The organism is Roseateles sp. GW835-FHT13E02 (genome assembly GCF_058794035.1).
The window spans coordinates 77,089-95,768 of record NZ_JBXAGJ010000018.1 but is presented as its reverse complement, the minus strand read 5'-3'; the positions used below and the strand labels follow the sequence as shown (position 1 = coordinate 95,768).

General features: G+C 67.3%; 14 protein-coding genes. 6 read left to right on the top strand and 8 right to left on the bottom strand.

Annotated elements, in window-relative coordinates:
* The first annotated feature begins 172 nt into the window (after positions 1-172).
* Positions 173-1,372 carry a helix-turn-helix domain-containing protein gene (locus tag AC1Q6P_RS17520; RefSeq protein WP_102766855.1) on the top strand — a complete coding sequence of 400 codons (1,200 nt, stop codon included), beginning with the start codon at positions 173-175 and terminating at the stop codon, positions 1,370-1,372.
* Positions 1,373-1,604: 232 nt separating this feature from the next.
* Here the strand turns inward: AC1Q6P_RS17520 and AC1Q6P_RS17515 are convergent, their stop codons facing one another.
* From AC1Q6P_RS17515 to AC1Q6P_RS17500, 4 genes are all read right to left on the bottom strand, one after another.
* Positions 1,605-2,405: a LytR/AlgR family response regulator transcription factor gene (locus AC1Q6P_RS17515; RefSeq protein WP_271009598.1), complete on the bottom strand. Its 801-nt coding sequence runs from the start codon at positions 2,403-2,405 to the stop codon at positions 1,605-1,607.
* The gene (locus AC1Q6P_RS17510) at positions 2,402-3,538 is read right to left on the bottom strand and encodes a sensor histidine kinase (RefSeq protein ID WP_492665248.1); all 1,137 of its coding nucleotides are present in this window, start codon (positions 3,536-3,538) and stop codon (positions 2,402-2,404) included. The genes AC1Q6P_RS17515 and AC1Q6P_RS17510 overlap by 4 nt, the downstream gene beginning before the upstream one ends.
* 160 nt (positions 3,539-3,698) lie before the next feature.
* Complete coding sequence (locus tag AC1Q6P_RS17505) at positions 3,699-4,514, bottom strand: LytR/AlgR family response regulator transcription factor (protein ID WP_492665249.1); 816 nt, start codon at positions 4,512-4,514, stop codon at positions 3,699-3,701.
* A 40-nt stretch (positions 4,515-4,554) separates the two neighbouring features.
* Positions 4,555-5,583 carry a sensor histidine kinase gene (locus AC1Q6P_RS17500; RefSeq protein WP_492665250.1) on the bottom strand — a complete coding sequence of 343 codons (1,029 nt, stop codon included), beginning with the start codon at positions 5,581-5,583 and terminating at the stop codon, positions 4,555-4,557.
* Between the two features lie 399 nt (positions 5,584-5,982).
* Between AC1Q6P_RS17500 and AC1Q6P_RS17495 the strand changes: the two genes are divergently transcribed.
* The 3 genes from AC1Q6P_RS17495 (at position 5,983) to AC1Q6P_RS17485 (ending at position 11,125) form a co-directional block, all read left to right on the top strand.
* Entirely contained in the window at positions 5,983-7,371 is a 1,389-nt protein-coding gene (locus tag AC1Q6P_RS17495; protein WP_492665251.1) for a phosphomannomutase/phosphoglucomutase, read from the top strand.
* Between the two features lie 83 nt (positions 7,372-7,454).
* Complete coding sequence (locus tag AC1Q6P_RS17490; protein ID WP_492665299.1) at positions 7,455-8,720, top strand: 3-deoxy-D-manno-octulosonic acid transferase; 1,266 nt, start codon at positions 7,455-7,457, stop codon at positions 8,718-8,720.
* Between the two features lie 245 nt (positions 8,721-8,965).
* The gene (locus AC1Q6P_RS17485; RefSeq protein ID WP_492665252.1) at positions 8,966-11,125 is read left to right on the top strand and encodes a putative bifunctional diguanylate cyclase/phosphodiesterase; all 2,160 of its coding nucleotides are present in this window, start codon (positions 8,966-8,968) and stop codon (positions 11,123-11,125) included.
* On the opposite strand, the gene ligA is transcribed toward AC1Q6P_RS17485, so the two are convergent.
* Positions 11,117-13,240, bottom strand: a complete 2,124-nt coding sequence (gene ligA, locus AC1Q6P_RS17480) for an NAD-dependent DNA ligase LigA (RefSeq protein WP_492665253.1) — start codon at positions 13,238-13,240, stop codon at positions 11,117-11,119. The genes AC1Q6P_RS17485 and ligA overlap by 9 nt on opposite strands.
* Positions 13,237-14,205, bottom strand: coding sequence for a LysR family transcriptional regulator (locus AC1Q6P_RS17475; protein WP_492665254.1), 969 nt, complete (start codon positions 14,203-14,205; stop codon positions 13,237-13,239). Before AC1Q6P_RS17475 ends, ligA begins: the two co-directional genes overlap by 4 nt.
* 206 nt (positions 14,206-14,411) lie before the next feature.
* On the opposite strand from AC1Q6P_RS17475, the gene AC1Q6P_RS17470 reads away from it, so the two are divergent.
* Positions 14,412-15,191: an SDR family NAD(P)-dependent oxidoreductase gene (locus AC1Q6P_RS17470; protein WP_492665255.1), complete on the top strand. Its 780-nt coding sequence runs from the start codon at positions 14,412-14,414 to the stop codon at positions 15,189-15,191.
* Between the two features lie 124 nt (positions 15,192-15,315).
* Positions 15,316-16,209, top strand: a complete 894-nt coding sequence (locus AC1Q6P_RS17465) for a DMT family transporter (RefSeq protein ID WP_492665256.1) — start codon at positions 15,316-15,318, stop codon at positions 16,207-16,209.
* Between the two features lie 24 nt (positions 16,210-16,233).
* Here AC1Q6P_RS17465 and paeA read toward each other — a convergent pair whose 3' ends face one another.
* Together paeA and AC1Q6P_RS17455 are read right to left on the bottom strand one after the other, a co-directional pair.
* On the bottom strand, positions 16,234-17,541 hold the full coding sequence (gene paeA / locus AC1Q6P_RS17460; protein WP_223696891.1) for a polyamine export protein PaeA: 1,308 nt from the start codon (positions 17,539-17,541) through the stop codon (positions 16,234-16,236).
* Positions 17,542-17,601: 60 nt separating this feature from the next.
* A complete protein-coding gene (locus tag AC1Q6P_RS17455) occupies positions 17,602-18,657 on the bottom strand; it encodes a cell division protein FtsZ (protein ID WP_492665257.1) in 1,056 nt (351 codons plus the stop codon).
* Between the last annotated feature and the right edge of the window lie 23 nt (positions 18,658-18,680).

Genomic DNA, 18,680 nt, shown 5'->3' with positions numbered 1-18,680 from the left:
TTACCCAATCTTCCCCGCTTGTCAGCCCCTGACGCTTGGACCATAGTCGACCGTCAAATAATGCACACAGGGGTAGGTTTTGTTTTCATCCCAAATCGCGCGGGGCACCGCCTCCGCGCACAGCCAGGCTCTACACCACAGCACCATTCAAAGCTCGCACGAACGCTGCCAGATGTTCGGTCTGCAGCCCCAGCAAGCCCCCGATCTCCACCGCATTGAAGGCAGCCGGCTGAACGAGCTGCTGCATCGCAATGCCCGGCTCTGCGCCCAGGCCTTGCCGCTGATGGAGATGCTGTACGAGCAGCTCAGCCATGCACAAAGCATGGTGCTGCTGACCGACGCCAGTGGCGTGGTGCTGCATTCGCTGGGCGACCCCGGTTTCCTGGCCCGTGCCCAGCAAGTGGCCCTGGCGCCGGGTGCGCAATGGGCCGAGGCCACGCAAGGCACCAATGCGGTCGGCACCACCTTGATGACCGAGCGCCCCACCCTGGTCAATGGCGCCGAGCATTACCTGCGCTCCTTGCAGTTCCTGACCTGCTCGGCCGCACCCATCTTCGACCACAAGGGCGCCTTGCTGGGCGTGATCGACGTCTCGAGCGACCGCCGCAGCTACCACCCCCACACCCTGGCGCTGGCCCGCATCTCGGCGCGCATGATCGAGAACCAGTGGTTCAATGACAAGTTCAGCCAGAACCTGCGCCTGCATCTGCATGCCAGCCCACAGCGACTGGGCACCCTCAACGAGGGCGTGCTGGCCTTGGGCGACGACGGGCAACTGCTGGGAGCCAACCGACGCGCCCTCGACCTGCTCAACCTGCCCTCAACCGCCTTGCGCCGCCTCGATCTGCAACAGCTCTTCGGCCTGAGCCTGGGCGAGCTGTTCGAGCTGAGCCGCCGCCAGGCCGAGCCGGCCATGAGCCTGATGCTGCACCCTGCGGCGGGTGTCAAGGAAGGCTCGGCCTTGCTCTACGGGCGCCTGAGTCCCGGCGCCAACGGCGCTGCGTCACCGATGCAGTTCGCGGGCACTCCCGCTGCCGTGGTCCCCGTGGGCGCCCACCCGACGCCAGTGGTCCTTGCCGGCGATGCCATGGCCGTCCGGCAGGCCTCGGCCTTGCCACCGGCCGCCGAGGGACACAGCGGCTTCGAGAGCGACACCGCCTTCAGCCCTTTGCTCAGCGACGGCGCCTCAGTCTCTGGCATGGTGCCGGCCGATGCACTGACGCTGCGCGAGTCAGAGATGCGCATGATTCTCCAAACGGTGCAGAACTGCCAGGGCAATATGGCGCTGGCAGCACGTCAGCTGGGCATCGGCCGCAGCACGCTCTACCGCAAGCTCAAAGGCGTGAGCACCGATCTGCGCCCTGGGCTCTGAGAAACTGAAGGCCGGAGCTCCTGCCCCCCCCCCGGCCTCGCGCGCGCGCGCCTCGGTCGCTCGGGCTCCGTGCCGCCAGACCAACACGCCATGGGTGGCCGGATGAGCATGTGACCGCACAGCAGGCCGCTGAGGTGCGGGCAGGGACACCACGGAGGGGACGCTCACGAAGGCCTTCCGCCGTGTACAGACGTCTCGATGGAGTCGCCAGACCTGCCCTCAGCGCGAAAGCTCACATGGCCTTGAACAAATGCACATAGGCCCGGCTCACCGGCAGCTCGCGGGCCTGACCCTTGATGCGCACGAACAGGCGACTGACCTCGTCACGCCGGGTGCCGGCCAGATGGCGCAAATTGATGATGGTCGAGCGGTGAACCTGCCAGAACTGCTCAGGGTCGAGTTGCTCAGCCAGCTCGACGATGGGCGTGCGGATCAGATGCTCGGCCTCGGCCGTCTGCACGACGGTGTACTTGTCATCGGCATGGAAGAACAGCACCTCTTCAACCGGAACCTGGTGCATCAACTCCCCTTGCCCAGCCCGCACATAACGCAATCGCGGGGCGGGCACAGCGCCGGCTGAGCCCCCCTCGCTGCGGACCATCAGCTGGCGCAGCACGCCGGCCAGACCGGCATCCGTCAGTGGCTCGGCCGCAGCAGCAGCGGCTGCGTCTTGCGCCAAGCCCGCCCGCACGCGCTCCAGAGTGCGGGCCAGGCGCTCGGACTTGAGGGGCTTGAGCAGGTAGTCGAGCGCGGCATGCTCAAACGCCTCGACGGCGTACTCGTCGTAAGCCGTGACAAACACCACCCGGGTCTTGCCCTCGATGCCTTGCGCCACCTCCAGACCCGTCAAGCCCGGCATCTGAATGTCGAGAAACGCGAGCTCAGGCTGCAGGGTTTCGATCAGGCGGGCGGCCTCGCGGCCAGTGCGTGCAAGCGCCAGAACCTCCAGCTCCGGCCATAGCCGGCTCAATTCGGACTTCAGGTGTTCGGCCAGATGAATTTCGTCGTCCGCGATGATGGCGCGCAGGCTCATGCTGCTGGTCCTTGATCTCTAGGCTGGATGGGGAGGGACAGCAAGGCGCGGCAGCCGGCCTCGTCGATATGCAGATCCAAAATGGCGCGCGCGCCATGGCGGGCCGCCAGCCGTTCACGTACGTTCTTGAGGGCGATGCCATGCCCTTGCTGGCTGCGGCGGGGCTTGGCCAGCAGGCCGAGACCATCGTCCTGCACCAGCACCTTGAGGCTTGTTCCCTCGATCCAGGCGCGCAGTCGCACCTCGCCGCCTTCATCCTTGGGTTCGATGCCGTGGACGATGGCGTTCTCGACCAGAGGCTGAATCAGCAGCGGAGGCAGGCGCAACTGCTCGGCCGCGGGCTCAGCCTCCACCACAAAGCGCAAGCGGTCGCCCATGCGGATCTGCATCAGGGCCAGATAGCTGCGCACGGCTTGCAGCTCGGTGCCCAGCAGGCAACTGTCCTCACGCAGGGCGGCAAGGCTGGCACGCAAATGGTCGGTGAAGTGTTCCAACATGGCCAGGGCCTGGTCCGGCGCCGGCTTGATCAGGCTTTGAACCGCCGCCAGGCTGTTGAACAAAAAATGCGGTTCGATCTGCGCTTGCAGGTGCAGCAGGCGGGCCTCGGTGGCCTGCAACTCCAGGGCCTGGCGGCGGCGCACCTGGTGGTCAACCGCCCAGCCAATCAAGACGCCCACCAGCGAGATGAAAAGAAACTGGCTCAGGCCACGGGTGCTTTCCAGCGGCGTCGAGACCTGCAACTGCATCCACCAGCCCAGGCCCTGGGCGAACAGCACCATGCCCAAAAGAATACAGGCCACCGGGATCAGACTGAAGAACAGCCCCGCCCGCCAGCCCCCTTGTTGGATTGCATCGAGCCGCGCTTGCGGCTGCGTCAGTTCGATGAGCCGGTACACGCCGTGGATCAAGAAGGCGATGAACAAGCCATTGAGCCAGCTGAATGCCACGTTCAGCGCGGTGATTGTGGCGCTACCGAATAGCACGGCCAGAATGAGGAAGAGACTGGGGAAGGCCAGGCCTATGCCGGTTGTGATCAAACCCCGGGCCCAGCCGGCTTCGTCACGCTGCTTGTAAAGACGGAAGTAGCGACGGGCGGCATAGCGCAGCTCAGCGGTGAAGGAATTGGTTTTCATGGAGGGACGGTTCAGCTTGAACATGCGCTGAAGCTTAGGGCGCGAGTGTCCCCCAAAAGCCTTTCCTGCGATGAGTGGCAAGACAGGCCGCCGAACGGCAAGCCGGGGCCGTCAATGGTCGCGGCGCAGGCTTGCCCTTCCCCACTGGCCCGGCTTGCACTCACATCGCCTTGAACAGATGCACATAGGCCCGGCTCACGGGCAGCTCGCGCTCATGGCCGCGCATCTTTAGCAAAAGCCGCGCGTTGTCGTCGCGACGGGTGGACAGCAGGTGATCCACATTGATCAGGATGCCGCGATGCACCTGCCAGAAGCGCTGCGGGTCCAGCTGGCTGGCCAGCTCCAGGATGGAGCTGCGGATCAGGTACTCGTGCGCTGCCGTGCGAACCAGGGTGTATTTCTCGTCGGACTGCAGGTACAGGATGTCCTCGACCGGGATGATGTGCGTGCTGCTGCCGTGACTGGCTCGCAGATGGCGCAGCGTCGGCTGAACAGGGCGAGCGCTGGGCATCAGCTGAGCCAGCAACTTGGCCAGTTGAGCGGCATCGGCTTGCGATGAAGGCGCCGGCATGCCACCTTCGTCGCCTACAGGCCAAGGCGCGCCCAGACGGCCCGCCAAGGCACGGCGCAAGCGGTCCACCGTCAGCTGCAGCCGCTCAGCCCGAACCGGCTTGAGCACGTAGTCCACTGCTTCGTGCTCGAACGCGTTCAGCGCGTGTTCGTCATAAGCGGTCACAAACACGACGCGGGTCGCGCCTTCGATACCCTGGGCCACCTCCAAGCCGGTCAGCCCGGGCATCTGGATGTCCAGGAAGGCGATGTCGGGCTGCAGCCGTTCAATCTGCTCGGCTGCAGCAAGACCATGCTGGACCGCGGCCACAATCTCCAGCTCAGGCCACAGCTCATGCAGCCGGTCTTGCAACACGCGCAGCAGATGAGGTTCGTCGTCAGCAAGCAGGGCGCGAGGGCGAGTCATGGCGTCAATATTCATCGGATTCAGCTCAATCTCGGGGTCATCAGATGGCGGGCGCCGATTGAGGGTGCAGGCGGGGCAAGTTCAGGCGCACGTGCGTGCCATGTTCGTCCGTTCTCGCCTGCAGTTGCAAACTGGCCCCAGGGCCGTAGGTGGCCCGCAGCCGCTCACGGATATTCTTCAGGGCCACGCCGCTGCCCCGGCGGTGACGCTGCTGCGCAGCAGCTAGGCCGATGCCATCGTCATCGATCTCGATGCACAAACCCGAGCCTTCCATGCGGGCGCTCAAGCAAAGCTGCCCTCCATCAATCTGCGGTTCCAAGCCGTGGTGAATGGCGTTTTCAATCAAGGGCTGCAAAAGCAGAGGCGGGATGCGGGCGGTGCGCAGCTCGGCCGGTATGTCCAGCTGCCAACGCAGGCGTGTACCCATGCGGCACTGCATCACGGTCAGATAGCTTTGCACCAGGTCGAGTTCCTCGCCCAGGCTGACGTCTTCAGCGCGCATTTGTAGCAGGCTGGCGCGCAGATAGTCGGTGAACGCATCCAGCATGCGCTTGGCCAGGGCCGGCTCATAGTCGATCAAGCCCTGCACATTGGCCAAGGTATTGAATAGAAAGTGTGGCTCGATCTGAGCCTGCAAAAGCCGCAGCTGCGCCTCGGTCATCTGCTGGCGAACCTTGTGAGCCTGCAGTTGGGCGCGCAATCGCCACCAGCTCAGGCCGGCCAGCAAGGTCCCGCAGATCAGGAAGGTGATCACCAGACCGAAGTTGGGCCATCGAGGTCGGGCCAGGCTGCCCATGGCCACGGAACGCATCAGGACATCGAGCAGAATCAGACCCAGCACGCTGCACAGCGCAGGCAAGCCGATGTAGACCAGCCAGCGCGATCGGCCCACGCCGTCACGCCACTGTCGGAGTCGCTCAGACGGAATGAGCCAACCCAAAGCGATGAAGCTGCCCTGCAACAGCCCCATGATGATGCTGCCCGTGAGCATGGACCACAAAAAATTGGGCGACCACCACCCCATGCGCAGCAGATTGCCGCTGAACAAGGCTGCCAAAAGAACGATCAAGCCCCCCACACTGGCACCCGTGAGGGCGATCAGTGGCCAATGGACGTACCCGGGCAAACGGCGAGGTGCGCCGATGTGCCAAAGGTCGTCAAACGCGGTGCTGACCGTGTGCCGCCACGCATTGCTCAGTGGATTCATGCACGGCAGTTTAGGCAAGAGGCGATCATGGGCGGGCCGGCGTGCGATCGGTGGTTTCAAACCGGAACGAATCGACGAGCCGGCGTCTCGAACGCAGGCCCGCGTGCGAAGCGTTCTGTTGCCGGAAGAGCCGACATCAAGCCTGCCTACAATCCACCCTCCACGCGACGCTTGGCGCCGCTGGCACCCACGCAATTCCGGCGTACCGCGCTCAGCGCTCGCCCATCACCCGCCCGTCAACTTCAGGCAGAAGCACAACACATGCAAGTTCACGCATCCATCTTCAAGGCTTACGACATCCGTGGCGTCGTCGGCACCTCCTTGAACGAAGACCTGGCCGAACATCTGGGCCGCGCCTTCGGCACCGAGGCGCGCAAGCTGGGCGAAAAAGCCGTGGCCGTGGGCCGTGACGGCCGCATCTCCGGCCCCAGCCTGGTGGCCGCCTTGATCCGTGGTCTGCAGTCCACCGGCCTCGATGTGGTGGACCTGGGCGCCGTCACCACGCCCATGCTGTATTACGTGGCCGCCACCCGCAGCAAGCATGGTTGCAACTCCGGCATCATGGTCACCGGCAGCCACAACCCCAAGGATTACAACGGCTTCAAGATGGTGCTCAAAGGCGCCGCCGTCTACGGCGAGCAGATCCAGAGCCTGCGCCGCCGCATCGAGGCCGAGGACTACACGGTCGGCCAGGGCCGGGTCGGCCCGATGGACATCATCCCCGAGTACAGCCACCGCATCGTGCGCGATGCCAAGCTCAAGCGCCCGATGAAGATCGTGGTCGATTCCGGCAACGGCATCCCCGGCGCCTCGGCCCCGGCCATCTTGCGCGCCCTGGGCTGCGAGGTGATCGACATCTATTCCAAGGTCGATGGCGACTTCCCCAACCACCACCCCGATCCCTCGCGCCCGGAAAACCTGGACGACCTGAAGCGCATCGTCCACGCCACCGATGCCGAACTGGGCCTGGCCTTCGACGGCGATGGCGACCGCCTGGGCGTGGTCACCAAGGACGGCACCATGATCATGCCGGACCGCCAGATCATGCTCTTCGCCGCCGAAATCCTCGGCCGCAAGCCCGGCTCCGAGATCATCTTCGACGTCAAGTGCACCCAGCGCCTGGCCCCCTGGATCCGCGAGCATGGCGGCCGCCCGCTGATGTGGATGACCGGCCACTCCCTGGCCAAGGCCAAGCTCAAGGAAACCGGTGCTCCCCTGGCCGGCGAGCTCTCGGGCCACATCTTCTTCAAGGACCGCTGGTACGGTTTTGACGACGCCATGTACACGGCCGCCCGCCTGCTGGAAATCCTGTCCAAGGTGGCCGACCCCAGCGCCGTGCTGAACGGCCTGCCGAACAGCTTCAACACCCCCGAGATCAATGTGCCCTGCGCCGAAGGCGAGCACCACGAGGTGGTCAAGAAGCTGCTGGAAGTGGCTGAGTTCCCCGGCGCCAAGGAGATCGTCACCATCGACGGCCTGCGCGTGGAGTACGAAGACGGCTTCGGCCTGGTCCGCCCCAGCAACACCACGCCGGTGCTGGTGCTGCGCTTCGAAGGCCAGACGCCCGAAGCCCTGGCCCGCATCGAGCATGATGTGCTGGCCCAGCTCAAGCGCGTCAAGCCCGACGCCACCTTCGCCGCTGGCCATTGACCCAGGGTTTGGGTTCCCCCGAGGCTGCGCGCTTGGAAGCCACCCTGGCCGCTCGCCTGGCGCTGTGGCTGTACGGCGGCGTGATGCGCCTGCTCACGCCGGCCTACCTGCTGCGCCTGTGGCTGCGAGGCCGGGCCGAGCCGCTGTACCGGCGCTTTCTGCGCCAGCGTCTGGGCATCTACCCGGCCCATGAGCACCCCAGACCCGGCTGGGTCTGGGTGCATGCCGTCTCGCTGGGCGAAACCCGGGCCGCGGCGGCCCTGATCGACGCCCTGCGCCGCGCCCAGCCGGGGCTGCGCCTGCTGCTCAGCCACAGCACGGCCACGGGTCGCGAAGCCGGTGTCGAGCTGCTGCGCAATGGCGACGCCCAGGTCTGGCTGCCTTTTGACACACCGGGGTCGGTGCGCCGTTTCCTTCAGCATTGGCAGCCCGGCGTCGGCGTGCTGATGGAAACGGAAATCTGGCCCTGCCTGCAGGCCGAGGCGGCACGGCGCGGCCTGCCCATGGTGCTGGCCAATGCCAGGCTGTCGGCTCGCAGCCAGCGGCGCGGCGAGCGCCTGCGCGCCCTGCTCCACCCGGCCGCTCAGCGCCTCAGCTTGGCCCTGGCCCAGACCGAGGCCGATGCCGAGCGCCTGCGTACCAGCGGCGTGCCGCGCGTGCAGGTGGCCGGCAATCTCAAATTCGACATGACGGTGGACGCTGTGCTGCTGGCACGCGGCCAGGCCTGGCACGAGGCCCTCGGTCGGCCGGTGATTCTGGCCGCCGTCACCCGCGAGGGCGAAGAAGCCCTGCTGCTGAAGGCCTGGCAGTCCCAGAGCGCCGCACTGAAGGCGGCCGGCCGTCCCCTGCTGCTGATCGTGCCCCGCCACCCGCAGCGCTTTGACGAGGTGGCCCAGGCCATCGGCAACGCCGGCCTGCGCCTGGCGCGGCGCAGCCAGTGGGCTGATGCGCCCGGCCCGGAGGCGCTGGCGGCCGATGCCTGGCTGGGTGATTCCATGCGTGAGATGGCGCTCTACTACGGCCTGGCCGATGTGGCCTTGCTGGGCGGCAGCTTTGCGCCTCTCGGCGGCCAGAACCTGATCGAAGCCGCCGCCTGCGGCTGCCCCTTGCTGATGGGCCCGCACACCTTCAATTTCGCTCAGGCGGCAGAGTTGGCCGAGGCGGCCGGCGCGGCCCGTCGCCAGCCCGACCTGGCCCAGGCCTTGAGTGCTGCGCTGCACCTGTGCCAACAGCCCGACGATGCCGTGGCCATGCGCCAGCGCGCGCTGGCATTTGCGCAAGGCCACCGCGGCGCCGCCACACGCATGGCCGCCGACATCTTGGCGCTCGAGCCTGCACCCTTGGCCTGAAAGGCGAGCGCCCCCCGTTTGCTGTGCTTGATCGGCGCCGACCCGTTGCCGGATGTGCGCTTCGTCATGCCGGCGTCAGCCGCTTTGGCCTACATTTGTGTTCCGCACTCGCAGACGAAACATGAGGCGGGCGGCAAGGGAGCACAATGCGATCCACACCTGGGCAGGGCCACCCCCACTCCGATTCGCTGAAAGCGCCGGCCACCGCTGGTGGCCCGGCAGGCCTGCAGCGGCCGCCCGCCCCGTTGTCGCCCCCAGCCCCCCCAGCGGCCCCCAACAGCCAATTCCGCCTGACCCGCTACTTCTCCCTGGTCTCGCTCGGCCTGATCGCTGCCGTCGGCCTGCTGCTCACCTTGAGCATGCGTGCGCAAATGCAGCGCGAGCTGATCCACATGGCCGAGCGCCGCAACGAGGCGATGACGGCCATGTTCATCAACGCCCTCGGTGCGCAGCTGAGCCCCCTGCTGGCGGCAGACTTGCCCGACGACCCAGACAGCCTGCGCACCATGATCGAGGCCCACGGTCTGCACGCACAGGCCCGCGCCTTGATGCGCAATGCCGACATCATCAAGATCAAGCTCTACAACCGCGCCGGCCTGACCGTCTATTCCAGCAGTGCCGGGCAGATCGGCGAGAACAAGCGCGACAACGCCGGCTTTCAGTCGGCCCTGGCCGGCCGCACGGCCAGCGCGCTGGTTCATCGCGACAGCTTCGACGCCTTCGAGGGGCAGCGCGCCCAGGTTGACCTGATCAGCAGCTACATGCCCATACCGCCCGCGCCCGGCGAAAGCGCGCCACAGGGCGTGATCGAGCTTTACCAGGACGTCACGCCCTTCGTCGAGCGCCTGGCCGCCCTGCACCGCCGCCTGGTGCTGTTCGGTTTCGGGCTGATGCTGGGCCTCTACGGCCTGCAGCTGCTGCTGGTGCAGCGGGCCCAGGGGATTCTGCGCCGCCAGGCGCAGGCGCTGGAGGACGCCAACCGGGTGCTGGACCAGCGCGTGCAAGACCGCACCGAAGAGCTGCGCGCCGCCCTGGCCCGGCTGGAACACCTGGCCCACCACGACCCGCTGACCGGCCTGCCCAACCGCCTGCTGTGTCATGAACACCTGCGTTATGCCATCGCCAAGGCGCAGCGCCAGCAGCGGCAGCTGGCCGTGCTCTTCCTCGATCTGGATCGCTTCAAGGAAGTCAACGACATGCTGGGCCACTCCGTCGGTGACGACCTGCTGATCGAGGTGTCGCGACGTCTGGGCGCCCTGGTGCGCAGCAGCGATCTGCTGGCCCGCCTGGGAGGGGACGAGTTCGTCTGCGTGCTCGAAAGCGAGGACGCGCTGCTGGACGCCCCGGTGGTGGCCGACAAGCTGATCCAGACCCTGTGTCGACCGATGGAGCTGCAAGGCCATGAGGTGCAGGTCTCGGCCAGCATCGGCATCGCCCTCTTCCCCAGCGATGGCACCACGGGCGAGGAGCTGGCCCGCGCCGCCGACACCGCCATGTACGAAGCCAAGCGCGCCGGCCGCAACCGCTTCCATTTCTATCGCGCCGAGCTGACCCAGGCCGCGCTGGCCCGCGCTCATATGGAACGCCTGCTGCGCCGCAGCCTGGAGGGCGGCGAGATGAGCGTGCATTACCAAAGCAAGTTCCTGGCACAGGCTTCCGACGGTGTTGACGAAGCAGGCCCCTGCTGCGGGGTCGAGGCCCTGGCACGCTGGCACAGCTCGGAGCTGGGCGCAGTGCCGCCGGGCCGCTTCATCGCCCTGGCCGAGGAGAGCGGTTTCATCAACGAGCTGGGCGCTTGGGTGCTGCGCCGCGCCTGCGAGGACATGATGGCCTGGCGCGCCGCCGGTCTAGTGCTGGACCATGTGTCCGTCAATGTCTCGGTGCGGCAGCTGGAGCGCGGCGATTTTGTCGAGCTGGTGCGCGAAACCCTGGCCACCACCGGCTTGCCGCCCCGGGCGCTGGAACTGGAGATCACCGAATCGGTGATCATGAATGCCGACAACGCCCTGGCCACGCTGAACGATCTGCATGCGCTGGGCGTGCAGCTTTCCATCGATGACTTCGGCACGGGTTATTCCTCGCTGGCCTACCTCAAGCTGCTGCCGATCCAGACGCTCAAGATCGACCGCTCCTTTGTGGCCGGCATCGCGCAGGCCGGTGCGCAAGCAGGCGACAGCGCCATCATCGAAGCCGTGATCGGCCTGGCGCGCAGCCTGGGCCTGAACACCGTGGCCGAAGGCGTGGAAACCCCCGAGCAGTTGGCCGCCCTGCAAGCCCTGGACTGCGCCCAGGTGCAGGGCTTTTTGTTCAGCCGCCCCGTCAGCGCCGAGCAGCTGCAAAGCCAGCTGCAAGGCCGCAGCGCTAGCGCCGGCAGCCCCAGCCCCGCCAGAACCGCCTCAGTCTGAGCGGGTCAGCTCGCCTGCCGGCGAGGCTTGCAGCAAGGCCTGCAGGCCCGCCTCGTCCAGCACCGTCACCCCGAGCTCGCGCGCCTTGTCCAGCTTGGAGCCGGCCTCTTCACCCGCGACCACATAGTGGGTCTTCTTGGACACCGAGCCGCTGACCTTGCCGCCTGCGGCCTCGATCAAGTCCTTGGCCGCGTCGCGCGACAAGGTCGGCAAGGTGCCGGTCAGCACCAGGGTCTTGCCGGCAAGAGGCTGCGGGCCGACCTGGGCGGCCGCACCCTCGCCCTCGTCCCAGCTGAGGCCGGCCGCGCGCAGCTGCTCGACCACCTCGCGGTTGTGCGGCTGGGCAAAGAAGGTGTGGATGCTCTGCGCCACGATAGGGCCGACATCGCGGACCTGCAGCAGCTGCTCGACGCTGGCGTCCATCAAGGCATCGATGCGGCCGAAATGACGGGCCAGGTCCTTGGCCGTGGTCTCGCCGACCTGGCGGATGCCCAGGCCGAAGAGAAAGCGCGCCAAGGTCGTGCGCTTGCTTTTCTCCAGCGCGTCGACGATGTTCTGGGCGCTCTTTTCGGCCATGCGGTCCAGGGCGGCCAGCTTGGCCACGCCGAGCTTGTACAGGCCCGGCAAGCTCAGCACGATGCCGGCATCGACGAGCTGATCGACCAGCTTGTCGCCCAGGCCCTCGACGTCCACCGCACGCCGGCTGGCGAAATGCAGCAGGGCCTGCTTGCGCTGGGCCGGGCAGGAAATGCCGCCGCTGCAGCGGTAGTCCATGCCGCCGCGCTCGCGCAGCGCTTCGCTGCCGCAGACCGGGCAGCTGCGCGGCATGCGGAAGTTGGGCACATAACTGGCGCGGGCCTGGGCCAGGCGACCGACCACCTCGGGGATCACATCGCCGGCGCGGCGCACGATCACCTGGTCGCCGATGCGCACACCCTTGCGCCGCAGCTCGAAGACGTTGTGCAAGGTCGCGTTGGACACCGTGGTGCCGCCGACGAACACCGGCTCCAGCTTGGCCACCGGGGTGAGCTTGCCGGTGCGGCCGACCTGGATCTCGATGTCGTTCAGCCGCGTCAGCTGCTCCTGCGCCGGGTATTTGTGGGCCACGGCCCAGCGCGGCTCGCGGCTGACAAAGCCCAGGCGCTGCTGCAGCTCCAGGCTGTTGATCTTGTAGACCACACCGTCGATGTCGAAAGGCAGGGCATCGCGCTTGGCGCCCATGGCCTGATGAAAAGCCACCAGGCCTTCGGCGCCCCGCACCACCGCCCGGTCGGCGCAGACCGGCAGGCCCATCTCGGCCAGGGCAGCCAGCAAGCCGCTGTGCGTGGGCGGCAGGGCCCAGCCCTGCACCTCGCCCAGGCCGTAGGCAAAAAAGCTCAGGGGCCGCTGCGCCGCCAGGGCCGGGTCGAGCTGGCGCACCGCACCGGCGGCGGTGTTGCGCGGGTTGACGAAGGTCTTGTCACCGGCGGCGCGCTGGCGCTCATTCAAGGCCTCGAAGTCATCGCGGCGCATGTACACCTCGCCGCGCACCTCCAGCACCGGCACCGTGACGCCACGCAGGCGCAGCGGGATCTGGGCCACGGTGCGGATGTTCTGGGTCACGTCCTCGCCGGTCTCGCCGTCGCCACGCGTGGCCGCCTGCACCAGCAGGCCCTGCTCGTAGCGCAGATTGATGGCCAGGCCGTCGAACTTCAGCTCGGCCGCGTACTCGACCGGCGCGGCCGCCTCGTCCAGCTCCAGCTGCTTGCGCACACGCTGGTCAAAGCTGAGCGCGCCCGAGGCCTCGGTGTCGGTCTCGGTGCGGATGGAGAGCATGGGCACGGCATGGCGCACCGGCGCAAAACCGTCCAGCACCTGGCCGATCACGCGCTGTGTGGGTGAATCGGGCGTCAGCAGCTCGGGGTGGGCCGCCTCCAGCGCCTGCAGCTCCTGGAACAGCTTGTCGTACTCGGCATCGGGCAAGGCCGGCGCATCGAGCACGTAGTAGAGGTGGGCATGGTGGTTCAGCGTGTCGCGCAGTTCAGCAGCGCGGGCGGCCGCTGGAGTGACAGCGGCGGCAGGGCTGGATGCCTCGGCGGGCAGCGCGGAAAACAAATCGTGGGGCGTGGAACTCATGGTGTGGATTGTGGCTGAGCGAGGCCTGCCTCGCCGCCCGGTCGTGCAGCGCCCTGCCGCAGATGTTCGGCCACCACCCTGGCCAACCAGTCCATCACCACGCGCACCCGAGCCGGCAACTGGCGCCGGTGGGCGTAGAGCAGGCTCAGCGGCATGTCCGGCGCCCGGTAGGCGGGCAGGACTTCACGCAGCAGGCCCTGATCCAGCAAGGCCTGCACGCCCACACGCGGAGCCTGGATCAGGCCCAGGCCGGCCAGGCAGGCGGCCTGATAGGCCTCGGCGTTGTTGACCGTGAGTGCGCCCGCCATGGCCTGGCGCTGCAGCTGGCCGCTGGCGTCCAGGTATTCGAAACCGCTGCTGCGCGCGCCCAGCACCGAGACGTAATGGACCAGACGGTGCTGGCGCAGATCGTCGAGACCCTGGGGCTCGCCGTGGCGGGCCAGATAAGCGGGGCTCAGGCAGTTGACCATCGACAGCAGGCCCAGCGGGCGCGCCGGCAGCCCCGCCTCGGCTTGGCCCAGCGGGCCGACGCGCAGGACGCAATCAAAACCTTCGCGGACCAGATCGACACGACGTTCGGTGCTGCCGAACTCGATCTCCAGCTCCGGGTGAAGCGCCAGCAGCTCGGGCAGGCGCGGCATCACGATCTGGCGCGCCACGCCGGTGGACATGTCCAGGCGCAGACGGCCACGCAGCGATTGCGGACTTGCCTGGCGAAACATGCCGTCCAGCTCGTCCAGATCGGCCAGCACATCCTTGGCTCGCTCGTAAAAGAGCTGGCCGTCCTGGCTCAGCTGCACGCGGCGGGTGCTGCGATGCAGCAGCCGCGTGCCCAGCCGCGCCTCCAGCTGCTGGACCGCGGCCGACACGCTGGCCTTGGCCAGACCCAGGCTGGCCGCAGCCTGGGTGAAGCTGCCGGTCTCCACCACACGGCTGAAGACCTGCATCTGCTCCATCGGATTCATCGCTGGGCCCCTTGCATTGTCTTGATTTGGCGAACAGTCATTCTTCAGAACAGCAGTTTATCGAATTCCAGGCTTTCAATAAGCTTCGCTCACGCTCTGTTCTGGCAGCAAGCCGCAGCGGCAACAGCACCAGCAAGCAACAGCAAGCACCAGCAGCAGCGACCAAGGGCCCGACCGGGCATTCGACCATTCACCGAGACGCATCCATGCACACCCGCACTCCTTCCCCCCGCCCGCCCATCACCCTGATCACCGGCGGCAGCCGAGGACTGGGCCGCAGCAGCGCCCTGCACCTGGCCGCTCAGGGCCACGACATCATCCTCAGCTACCACAGCCGGGCCGACGAAGCGGCCCGCGCCGTGGCCGAGATCGAGGCGCTGGGCCGCCGCGCTGTGGCATTGCAGCTGGACACCGGCCGCAGCGAAAGTTTTGCCAGCTTCGCCGCCGCCGTGCAGACGGCGCTGGCCCAGACCTGGCAGCGTGAGCACTTCGACCACCTGATCAACAACGCCGGCATGGGCGTCTACGCCAGCCTGATGGACACCACCGAGGACCAGTTCGACGAGCTGTTCCGTGTGCATTTCAAGGGTGTGTTCCTGCTCAGCCAGACGCTGCTGCCGCTGATCCGGGACGGCGGCCGCATCCTCAACATCTCCAGCGGCCTGACCCGCTTCGCCCTGCCCGGCTATGGCGCCTACGCCGCGATGAAGGGCGCGGTGGAAGTGCTGAGCCGTTACATGGCCAAGGAGCTGGGGCCGCGCGGCATCGCCGTCAATGTGCTGGCGCCCGGCGCCATCGAGACCGATTTCGGCGGCGGCGTGGTGCGCGACAACGCTGATGTCAATGACTTCATCGCAGCGCAAACGGCCCTGGGCCGGGTCGGCCTGCCGGACGATATCGGCGGCGCAATCACCGCCCTGCTGAGCGACGGCAGCGGCTGGATCAACGGCCAGCGCATCGAAGCCTCGGGCGGCATGTTTCTCTGAATGGGGCGCGCTGCGCGCCCAGCCGGGGCGGGCCGAACGCAAGATACGGGTGGGCCGGCGCCGGCCAGCCCCTATCATGCCGGCTCGCTGGCCCGTCGCCGGCCATGGAAAGCACCGGCACGAGATGATGAAGCCCAAGGATTTGATCGAACTGAGCCTCTTGGCCGCCATCTGGGGCGCCTCGTTTTTGTTCATGCGGCTCGGCGCCCATGAGTTCGGCCCGGTACCCATGGCCACCATGCGGGTGCTGGGCGCCAGCCTCTTTCTGCTGCCGCTGCTGACCTTCCGTGTCGGCCTGGCGGAACTGCGCCAGCACTGGCGGCCGCTGATGGTGGTGGGCCTGCTGAACGGCGCCCTGCCCTTTGCGCTTTACGCCTACGCGGCGCTGTCGATCACGGCTGGCCTGTCCAGCATCCTCAACGCCACCACGCCACTCTGGGGGGCGATGGTGGCCTGGGTGTGGCTGGGTCAGCGCCTGGATTTCAGCCGCCTCTGCGGCCTGGCCCTGGGCTTTGCGGGCGTGGTGTTCCTGGCCTGGGATCAAGCCAGCTTCAAGCCGGGCGGCAGCGGCTGGGCCATCCTGGCCTGCTTGCTGGCCACCCTGTGCTACGGCATCGTCGCCAACTTCAGCAAACGCTATTTGAACGGCCTGAACCCTCTGACCGTCGCCACCGGCAGCCAGCTCACCGCTTCAGCCATGCTGCTGCTGCCCGCCCTGTTCAGCTGGCCCGAACGCATGCCCAGCGGCCAGGCCTGGCTCAGCGTGGCCATGCTGGCGGTGCTGTGCTCGGGCGTGGCCTACATCCTCTACTTCCGCCTGATGCAGCGCGTGGGGCCCACCAACACCATCGCCGTGACCTTTCTGATCCCGGTGTTCGCGGTGATCTGGGGCTATGTCTTCCTGGCCGAGGCCTTCACCCTGCACATGGCCATGGGCTGCGCCATCGTGCTGCTGGGCACGGCGCTGGCGGTGGGACTGATCCAGCTGGGCCGCAAAGCAGCCCCGGCCGCGGGCTGAACGACCCTCATCGAAGCGGCCGAGTCAGCCGCCGCTCTCGATCGCCGGCACCGGCGGCACGCGGGCGATCATGACCTGGTCGACGCGGTGGCTGTCCACATCGACCACCTCGAAGCGCCAGCCGGCCCAGAGCACCTGGTCGGTGCGCTTGGGGATGCGTCGCAGCATCACCATCAGGAAACCGGCCAAGGTGTCGTACTGGCCGGCATGGGGCAGGATGTCCAGCTCCAGCGCACGTTGCACCTCGGTGATGGGGGTGATGCCATCGGCCAGGAAGGAGCCATCCTCGCGGCGCACGATCTGCTCCTCGTCGTAGGAGGTGACCAGGCTGCCCATGACCGTGCTCATCACATCGTTGAGCGTGATCACGCCCACCACCAGGCTGTATTCGTTGACGATGACGGCAAAGTCCTCGTGCTTTTCGCGGAACTGCATCAGCACCTCGGACAGGGTCAGGCGGTCCGGCACGATCAGCACCTTCTTGACCAGGCCTTCCGCGCGCAGGGCGATGGGCTCGTCGCGCAGCACGCGCTGGAACAGATCGGTGGCGTCCACATAGCCCACCACCTGGTCGATCTCGCTCTCGCAGACCAGATAGGTCGAGTGCGGATCATCGGCGATGCGGTTGCGGATCAGGGTGTCGTCGTCGTTGATCGAGAAGAACACCACCCGCTCGCGCGTGGTCATGGCGCTCTCGACCGTGCGGGTGTCCAGCTCGAACACGTTCTCGATCACCTGCTGCTCGGCGTCCGCCACCACACCGGCCTGGTTGCCGGCCTCGGCCAGGGCCAGGATGTCGGCATGGGTGATGCTGTTGTCGCGCGCGGCCGGCAGGCCCATCACGCGGATCAGGCCTTCGGTCAGCACGCTGAAGACCCAGGCCAGGGGCTTGAACAAGGCCACCAGCCACTGCATGGGGCCGATCACCGCAACCGCCATGCGTTCGGGCTCATTCATGGACAGGCGCTTGGGCACCAGATCGGCCAGCACGATGAAGAGCGAGGTGATGGAGGCGAATGAGAGGCCAAAACCCAGGGTCTGGGCCAGCTCGGGCGCCACCAGATAACCCAGCATGGCGGCGAAATGCGGGGTCAAAGCCCCTTCGCCGACGATGCCGCCGAGAATGGCCACGGTGTTGATGCCGATCTGCACCACCGTGAAGTAGTGGCCCGGCTGCTCCTGCACCGCCAGCACCTGCTCCGCACGTCCATCACCCTCATCGGCCAGCTGGCGCAGCTTCATCCGCCGCGAGGCGGCGAGCGCCATTTCGGCCACCGAGAAAAAGGCACTGGCGGCGATCAGGACGGCGATGAAGAGCAGGTTGCTGAGCAAATTGGGATCCTTGGGTCGGGGTTGGCGATGGGCGGCGCTGGACCGCGTTGCGTTCGAAGCCTAGCTGAACAGACGGCGCGCCGCCAGCGTGCCAGCCGCCAGATCGCGCGAAGCCAGGGCACGGTAGAGGGTGCTGAGCTCCTGGCCGATGCTGGCGAAGGCGTGCAGATTGAGGACGTGGCCGCGGTCGTCGCAGACATCGGCCTCGATGTCGCGGGCCAGGCCGCGTGCGGCCTCCTGCCAGCTGGCGAAGGGTTCCAGCGCCTCCGGCGTCTGCGGCACATCGAGCGACAGGGCCAGGTCGCGCAGCGAGGACTGCTGCGGATCTTCGGCCAGCGCGGCCTGGGAATCAAAGCTCAGCGAGAGGATGGGCGGCGCGCCCTCTTCCGCCGCCGGCAGCACCAGGCGCCCGGGCATGGCACCCGGCACAAAGCCGTGGCGCAAGGCCATCTGCTGCACATAACCGAGGGTCCAGGCGGCATTGCGGGCGCGCAGCACCACGGCCAGCTGGGCATCGTGGGCGCTGGCAAACTGGTCCAGCTCGCGCGCGCGGCTGACCACATCGAGCATGTCGGGAAACTGCACAAAAGCGCCGATGCCATCGGCGAAACCCTGAACCTTCTGCACGAACTCCGAGTACTCGATCTCGTTCATCGCGCCGTTGCGGTTGGCCATCTGCACGCCGGCCTGGAACTCGCCGTAGCGTTGGCCGGCCAGGGGCAGTTCCCACTCGCCGCTCTCGGCGTTCAGGCCCTCGATGTGAAAGGGCTTGGTGCCCGCGCGGCGGCTGCCTGGCAGGTGGGAGGTGGCCATCTCGCCGCTGATGGGTGCGTCCAGGGTGATGGTGGCGATGGCGTCGATCAAGGCATCGATGCGGGCCGAGGGCTTGCGCGGCGGGCGGCTGACGGGCGGCAAGGCCTCGTCCAGGCCCGCCCCCGAGGGCTCGGCGGCGGCGGCGCCGTCCAGGCCAGGCTCCTGGCGCTGGCCGTCCATGACCGGCTCTTTCTGCGGCTCGGCGCGGCGCGGGCCAGCCTTGCGGGCGCTCCAGGCGCCGTGGCCCACCACACCGGCCAGCACCAGGCCGCCGAGGATGGCCAGCATTTCGGTCAGGCTCATGCGCAGGCTCCCCGCTCAGCGCG

Excerpts from the sequence above, each read along its gene's own strand:
- AC1Q6P_RS17455 (WP_492665257.1), bottom strand. The coding sequence starts at position 18,657 with ATGAGCCTGACCGAAATGCTGGCCATCCTCGGCGGCCTGGTGCTGGCC.
- AC1Q6P_RS17475 (WP_492665254.1), bottom strand. The coding sequence starts at position 14,205 with ATGAATCCGATGGAGCAGATGCAGGTCTTCAGCCGTGTGGTGGAGACC.
- AC1Q6P_RS17520 (WP_102766855.1), top strand. The coding sequence starts at position 173 with ATGTTCGGTCTGCAGCCCCAGCAAGCCCCCGATCTCCACCGCATTGAA.
- AC1Q6P_RS17510 (WP_492665248.1), bottom strand. The coding sequence starts at position 3,538 with ATGAAAACCAATTCCTTCACCGCTGAGCTGCGCTATGCCGCCCGTCGC.
- AC1Q6P_RS17505 (WP_492665249.1), bottom strand. The coding sequence starts at position 4,514 with ATGACTCGCCCTCGCGCCCTGCTTGCTGACGACGAACCTCATCTGCTG.
- AC1Q6P_RS17465 (WP_492665256.1), top strand. The coding sequence starts at position 15,316 with ATGATGAAGCCCAAGGATTTGATCGAACTGAGCCTCTTGGCCGCCATC.
- AC1Q6P_RS17470 (WP_492665255.1), top strand. The coding sequence starts at position 14,412 with ATGCACACCCGCACTCCTTCCCCCCGCCCGCCCATCACCCTGATCACC.
- AC1Q6P_RS17495 (WP_492665251.1), top strand. The coding sequence starts at position 5,983 with ATGCAAGTTCACGCATCCATCTTCAAGGCTTACGACATCCGTGGCGTC.
- AC1Q6P_RS17490 (WP_492665299.1), top strand. The coding sequence starts at position 7,455 with ATGCGCCTGCTCACGCCGGCCTACCTGCTGCGCCTGTGGCTGCGAGGC.
- ligA (WP_492665253.1), bottom strand. The coding sequence starts at position 13,240 with ATGAGTTCCACGCCCCACGATTTGTTTTCCGCGCTGCCCGCCGAGGCA.
- AC1Q6P_RS17515 (WP_271009598.1), bottom strand. The coding sequence starts at position 2,405 with ATGAGCCTGCGCGCCATCATCGCGGACGACGAAATTCATCTGGCCGAA.